Genomic DNA, 6,426 nt, shown 5'->3' on the forward strand with positions numbered 1-6,426 from the left:
GCAGCCTGTGTGAGGGATTTCCGTAAAACCCGGCACTAAGCCTGCCCAGTGCTTCAGCTGTGTCGGCAACCCGGATGGATATCAGACCGTTGGTATGGGAGGGTTTTTGTTTGACAATTGCCGCACAGGCCCCCTTGGCAGCGGCAATATTCAGAAAATCGTGCCCGTTGAATGTCACCCCTTCGCGGGCGACAAATACCATGCCCGCTTTAAGGTCAGTCGTTGATTCTGTAATGCCTGCGACTGAAAGGCGATCCGGAACCGGATCAACTGGGACGACACCGGCCAGGCGAAATAATTCAGGCAAGGAAATGGGAGTTAAATTCAAATTGTGCCTGCATCATCCTATGATTTTTTTACCGCATTCCGCCCAATTATAAAGTGAGGAAAAACTGATGCCAATTATTATAAACCATTGAATTAAGCAAGTAGTATTTTTAATTATAGGTGGTTTTTTTGCTGTATATTCAAAAATTTAGCAGCCGATACGCCGGCCGGGCCGTTTTTGTTGTCTTTTTCTATTTTTTTCTTTCTGTTGAACATCCCCGGAACCTTTCCTATAATAAAATCGGGATTGAACCCTTACGCTGGATATTGATATGACACCGGCAGTGACTGCGGCCCTTGCGGCAAAAATCAAGTACACCCTGCATGAATACGGACATGATCCAAACGTCACTGCCTATGGCCTTGAAGCCGCTGACGCCTTGGGCGTCAGTCCGGATCAGATCTTTAAAACCCTGGTGGTTTCTTTGAGTGGGTTAAAAGATCCGCTGGCTGTCGCCATTGTGCCGGTATCCACGCAACTGGACCTTAAGTCCTATGCGGTTGCAGCACACGCCAAAAAAGCAGTCATGGCAGATGCTAGGGATGCCGAAAGGGCCACCGGATATGTTCTGGGCGGCATCAGCCCCCTGGGGCAGCGCAAGCGTTTGCCGACCATTGTTGATCTATCGGCCCTGAAATACCGAACCATTTACGTCAGTGCCGGAAAACGCGGTCTTCAGATCGAACTTGCCCCTGACGATCTCATCCGATTATGTGCGGCAGAAACCGCTAATATTTGCCGTTAAGATTATAGTAACCGACTTAGTAAATAAACCCTGCCGTCAGATTTGTTTTTATATTTCTAATTGTATTTTTAACTGCGGAACCGCTTTAAGTGGCTTCTATCTTTTGGGATGTCTTCATATAACCGGCCGAAACCGATGGCCCAGTAGGCAATGGATCCCATGGAAAAATCCATCAGATTTTTCATCATAATATTATGGATGTTTTTGCACCTCGTATTGTAAAATACAATATTGTATTTTCAATATGATATAAATACATATAAGTAATATATATAAATCCCATAATTGAAACTATTTTCCAGCCCAGCCGCATCAACAGGACGATGTCCCTGATATGTCTTGATAAACAGGGAAAGGTGGATTACGCTACAGGTCAATCTGGCGGCTGGCACATCGCAACAGTTAGAACCTGATTCTTGCAAAATTCAGGCATAAGGAGACGACATGACTAAGTTTGCCAAAAAATTAACACTGGTTTTTGCTGCCGGATGCTTGGGAGGCCTTTTAAACAGTCTGGCGGTTTGGTTTTTCGGAGATATCGGGATTACATCGGCTGCCGGGGTCAAACTGGCGCCGGCGTTGACGCCCCCATGGCTTTACCCCCGGATTGTCTGGGGCGGCATTTGGGGGCTGCTGTTCCTGCTGCCGATGTCATCGGATCGTTTTTTCTCAAGGGGGTTGATTTTCAGTATCGGTCCGAGCCTGGTCCAACTCTTTGTTATTTTCCCCCTGATCGCCCATAAAGGCCCCATGGGGCTGCAGCTGGGCACATTAACCCCTGTGTTTGTTCTGTTTTATAATGCGGTTTGGGGCGTTGCTGCAAGCATCTGGCTGCGCTGGGTCAGCAGGTAATGCGCGATTTCCCCGCGATACCGAAAAGTGTCTGGGCACTGGGTTTTGTCAGCATGTTCATGGATATCTCTTCCGAGATGATCCACAGCCTGCTGCCGATTTTCCTCGTGTCCTCCCTGGGAGCAGGCGCAGCGGTCGTCGGCCTGATTGAAGGGGTGTCGGAAGCCGCCGCTTTAATTATCAGGGCCTTTTCCGGTGCGTTAAGCGACCGACTGGGCCGGCGCAAAGCTTTGGCCATCGCCGGATACGGCCTGGGAGCTTTAACCAAGCCGCTGTTTGCCCTCGCCGGCGGTGTCGGACTCGTCTTTACGGCGCGACTTCTGGACCGGCTCGGAAAAGGGATCCGGGGGGCGCCCCGCGACGCCCTGATTGCCGATCTGACCCCTCCCCGGATAAGGGGCGCCGCCTATGGCCTGCGCCAGTCTCTCGACACGGTGGGCGCCTTTCTGGGCCCCCTGCTGTCCATGGTCTTAATGCTGGTGACCGCCAACAGTTTTCGCAGCGTATTCTGGATCGCAGTGGTGCCCGGACTTCTGTCCGTCGCTATCCTTGACTTCGGCGTGAAAGAACCGGCCGGGTCAGTTATTAAGACATCCAACCGCACCCTGCAGCTGAGGGATATTACAGCGCTAAGCCGCGCCTACTGGCTGGTTGTCGCCTTTGGAGGGGTATTCACCCTGGCAAGATTCAGCGAAGCGTTTTTACTGCTGCGAGCGGAAAATGTCGGGATGAAGCTATTCAGCATTCCGGCGATCCTGCTGGTTTTAAACCTTGTTTGTGCATTGACCGCTTATCCGGCCGGGAAGCTGTCCGACCGCATCGGACGGTCCGGTTTAATGGCGGCGGGATTATGCGTTTTAATTATTTCAGACCTGGTTCTGGCATTCGCAGCCGGCATCTGGCAGGTGATGGCCGGTGCCGGACTCTGGGGGCTTCACATGGGCCTCACCCAAGGCCTGCTGGCGGCGATGGTGGCTGATACCGCTCCTCAAAATCTCAGGGGGACGGCCTTTGGCGTGTTCAGCATGGTCAGCGGCATTTCAATTCTGGCCGCCAGTCTCATCGCCGGCCTGCTGTGGGACCTGTACGGCGCAGCCATGCCGTTTTTTGCAGGTGCGGCCTTTGCAACCATTACGCTGCTGGGGTTTCTGATGATCAGGCGCCGTCTGAAAATGGCGCCATTGTCATAAAAATCATGCGCCGGATGTATTCCAGCAAACAGCATTTTCAAAGAGATTTAAAAAAAACATTTTTCTTCCTGCCGAGAGAATGCTATATATTGCATACGGATTTCCTTCATAACATCGATAAAGATTCATATAAATTATAGGGAGGATTTTTTATGAAACAGATGGTTACATTTCCCCGCACAGCCGTTGCTCTTTTTTTACTTTTTTTACTTTACGCGCCGCAAACCGCATTCTCTCAAGCGCCGGATGTACTGGATGTGGAAGCCGTTGTCTGTCAGGATGTGGTCGAGCGCCAACCAATCGGCGCCGAAACCAGCTTTCCGGATTCAATTGGAAAACTTTATTGCTTCAGTAAAATCATCGGGGCCAAAACCCCCACCACGGTTTCCCATGTGTGGTACTACGGCAATGCCGAAATGTTTCGCATTTCGCTGCCGGTTAATTCCGCCTCCTGGCGGACCTACAGTATGAAAAACATCCGGCCCCATGAAACCGGCGCGTGGCATGTGGAAATACTGGACGCTTCGGAAAACAAGCTGGAAGTCATTAATTTTCAGATTCTGAAACCGTAGTCGATCCTTCCTGTATGGCGGCCGGTCGTTGCTTTATACCGGAGACAGAGTTTTGAATAAAACGCTGCTGCAAAAAAGCGCCCGGATTATTGTTGCCGTCTGTACCGCCGTTAAAGCAAATGAAACCGTTCTCATTGTATCCGATTCTAAAACTGAAGCCTGCGCGGACCTTCTGGCTGAAGCGGCCCGGTCAACCGGTGCCGTTGTGACGGTTGCAGCGATGCCGCCCCGAAAAGTAGACGGCCAGGAACCCACCGCCGCTGTTGCTGCAGCCATGAAAAAGGCCGGCGTCATCCTGCTGCCGGTCCAAAAATCTCTGGCCCACACCAGTGCTGTTAAAGAAGCCCTGGCAGCCGGCGCCCGGGTACTGTCCCTTACGGCTCTGTCTCAAAATCTCATGCTTTCGGATGCGTTCAGCGCTGATTTTAAAAAGGAGCGCCCCCTCTGCGAAAGAGTCGCCCGACTGCTTACCCGCGCCTCGACATTAACCATCACCACTGCTGCCGGCACCCGTTTAACTGTCAGTGTCAAAGGTCGAAAGGGAAACGCCCACTGCTGCCTGGTGGACCGACCCGGTCAATTTTCTTCTGCGCCGAACATCGAGGCCAATATTTCGCCCATTGAAGGGTCCATGGAAGGGACCTTTGTGGCCGATGCCAGTATTCCCTATCTGGACATCGGACTGCTGTCTGAACCCGTAATTTTCGAAATCAAACAGGGAATGGTTGTCAGCACCGCCGGCGGTCCGGTAGCCGAAACCCTTAACCGGATCTGGCAGGCCCAGAAAGACCCCGCGGTATACAACATTGCCCAGGTTGCCGTGGGGTTGAACCCGAAAATAAAAAAGCCGGTGGGGATATTGGGCTGCAATTACGACGAAGGCGCCTACGGCACCGCCCACATCGGCATCGGCACCAGTATCAATCTAGGCGGCCGAATCAAAGCGTCCACCCATTTTGATGCGCTCATGCACAAACCGACCATCCGGGCCGATGAAACGGTCATACTCAAAAACGGCAGGCTCTTAGCCTGACGGATATGAACTTAGGAGGAGCTTTTATGGAAACCGATTATGCCTTTGAAATGGCGAGTTCCAATATTCGTTTCGGCAAAGGGACCACCCGTGAAGTCGGTATGGACCTGGCGGAAATGAGGGTCAAGCGGGTCATGGTGTTAACCGATGCGCATTTAAGTAAGCTGCAGCCGGTTCAGACGGTCTTGGCGTCCCTTGAGGACCAGAAGATCGATTATGCGCTCTACCCGGACGTCCGGGTCGAACCGACGGATGCGTCGTTAAAGGATGCCATCGCCTTTGCCACCGCCGGCGATTTCGACGGCTTTGTCGCCGTCGGCGGCGGATCCGTCATTGATACCGCCAAGGCGGCCAACCTGTATGCCACGTATCCACCGGCTGATTTTCTGGATTATGTAAACCCGCCGGTGGGAAAGGGGCAGCCCGTTCCCGGGGCGCTCAAACCCCTTTTCGCCATACCGACCACCGCCGGGACCGGCAGTGAAACCACCGGAGTCGTTATTTTTGATCTTGAAGCGATGCACGCCAAAACAGGCATCGCTCACCGCCGATTGAAACCCACCCTGGGAATCGTAGACCCGGAGAACACCCGGACACTGCCGCCCATCATTGCCGCTTCGACAGGTCTCGACGTGCTGACCCACGCCATCGAATCTTATACCGCCCTGCCGTTTGATCAGCGCCCCCGGCCGGAGAAACCGATTCTGCGGCCCGCTTACCAGGGATCGAACCCGGTGAGTGATCTGTGGGCGCTGCAGGCGCTGCGGATGCTGAAAGAAAATTTTATTCAGGCGGTTGAGAATCCTTCCGATGAAAAAGCCCGCGGCATAATGATGCTGGCCGCCTCCTTTGCCGGTATCGGGTTTGGAAACGCCGGGGTCACCCTGCCCCACGGCATGTCCTACCCGGTGTCCGGCATGGTAAAAAATTATCGACCCAAAGAATATCCCGGGGACCGCCCCCTGGTGCCCCACGGCATGGCCGTGGTCCTGAACGCTCCGGCTGCCTTCCGTTTTACCGCCCCGGCCTGCCCGGAAAAACACCTCCAGGCCGCCGAGGCGCTGGGCGCCGACATATCTAAAGCCAAACCCGAAGACGCCGGCGACATTATCGCCGAACAGGTCATCGCCTTTATGAAGCGCCTTAAAATCCCCAACGGCCTCAGCGCCGTGGGGTATACGCCGGACGACATCCCAAAGCTGGTAGCAGGCGCACTGCCCCAGCACCGGGTGATCAAACTGTCTCCCCGGCCGGTGACGGAAGCCGATCTGCGTGCAGTTTTCAAGGATGCCATGCTTTACTGGTAGAAAGCGGCATCATTTCACCCTTTATTAAATCCCCCCTGCGCCCCTTTTTTCAAAGGGGGTACGGACCATACCGGTCCAGGATGGGGCCACGATGGAAGACACCAGGCCCGCAAAACGGGACCCTAAGTGCTCTAATTCGTAATTACTGTGACGTATTTTATGCGGCCATTTTTTCAAGGAGGCCAGTATCTGAAGAAAGCTTTAAAAGAATTCTGTTAAGATCTTTCTTCGTAAATTTCCATTTAATCGGTTTTGCGATTTTCTCATAATGATTTTGGAACGCAAGCAACTGATGTTCCAGAGCTTCTAAGCCGGCAAAATCATTTGGGTGCGGCTCTTTTAAAACGACCCTATAAAGTAGTAATAATAGCGAGTTAGACAGTTTATGGACCCAAGCAT

The 6,426-nt window shown here is 52.8% G+C and carries 9 protein-coding genes; 6 read left to right on the forward strand and 3 right to left on the reverse strand.

The features are described 5' to 3' along the window. On the reverse strand, window positions 1-328 hold a 328-nt coding region (locus P1P89_21480), incomplete at its 3' end, for a Mur ligase domain-containing protein (GenBank protein ID MDF1594089.1). Window positions 329-599: 271 nt separating this feature from the next. On the opposite strand from P1P89_21480, the gene ybaK reads away from it, so the two are divergent. Continuing rightward, the gene (gene ybaK / locus P1P89_21485; protein MDF1594090.1) at window positions 600-1,073 is read left to right on the forward strand and encodes a Cys-tRNA(Pro) deacylase; all 474 of its coding nucleotides are present in this window, start codon (window positions 600-602) and stop codon (window positions 1,071-1,073) included. 68 nt (window positions 1,074-1,141) lie between these two features. Here ybaK and P1P89_21490 read toward each other — a convergent pair whose 3' ends face one another. Further along, the gene (locus tag P1P89_21490) at window positions 1,142-1,303 is read right to left on the reverse strand and encodes a hypothetical protein (GenBank protein MDF1594091.1); all 162 of its coding nucleotides are present in this window, start codon (window positions 1,301-1,303) and stop codon (window positions 1,142-1,144) included. Between the two features lie 214 nt (window positions 1,304-1,517). On the opposite strand from P1P89_21490, the gene P1P89_21495 reads away from it, so the two are divergent. The 5 genes from P1P89_21495 to P1P89_21515 all read left to right on the forward strand — a co-directional run bounded on the left by P1P89_21495 (window position 1,518) and on the right by P1P89_21515 (window position 6,027). Continuing rightward, the gene (locus P1P89_21495; GenBank protein MDF1594092.1) at window positions 1,518-1,925 is read left to right on the forward strand and encodes a hypothetical protein; all 408 of its coding nucleotides are present in this window, start codon (window positions 1,518-1,520) and stop codon (window positions 1,923-1,925) included. Further along, complete coding sequence (locus P1P89_21500; protein MDF1594093.1) at window positions 1,925-3,115, forward strand: MFS transporter; 1,191 nt, start codon at window positions 1,925-1,927, stop codon at window positions 3,113-3,115. Before P1P89_21495 ends, P1P89_21500 begins: the two co-directional genes overlap by 1 nt. A 152-nt stretch (window positions 3,116-3,267) precedes the next feature. Then, complete coding sequence (locus P1P89_21505; GenBank protein MDF1594094.1) at window positions 3,268-3,687, forward strand: DUF2914 domain-containing protein; 420 nt, start codon at window positions 3,268-3,270, stop codon at window positions 3,685-3,687. 52 nt (window positions 3,688-3,739) lie between these two features. Continuing rightward, window positions 3,740-4,720, forward strand: coding sequence for a hypothetical protein (locus tag P1P89_21510; protein ID MDF1594095.1), 981 nt, complete (start codon window positions 3,740-3,742; stop codon window positions 4,718-4,720). A gap of 26 nt (window positions 4,721-4,746) precedes the next feature. After that, a complete protein-coding gene (locus P1P89_21515; protein MDF1594096.1) occupies window positions 4,747-6,027 on the forward strand; it encodes an iron-containing alcohol dehydrogenase in 1,281 nt (426 codons plus the stop codon). Window positions 6,028-6,184: 157 nt separating this feature from the next. Here the strand turns inward: P1P89_21515 and P1P89_21520 are convergent. Beyond that, window positions 6,185-6,426 (reverse strand): hypothetical protein (locus P1P89_21520; GenBank protein ID MDF1594097.1); only part of this gene is annotated, 242 nt, incomplete at its 5' end.

This window comes from Desulfobacterales bacterium, from assembly GCA_029211065.1.
Taxonomy (GTDB): domain Bacteria; phylum Desulfobacterota; class Desulfobacteria; order Desulfobacterales; family JARGFK01; genus JARGFK01.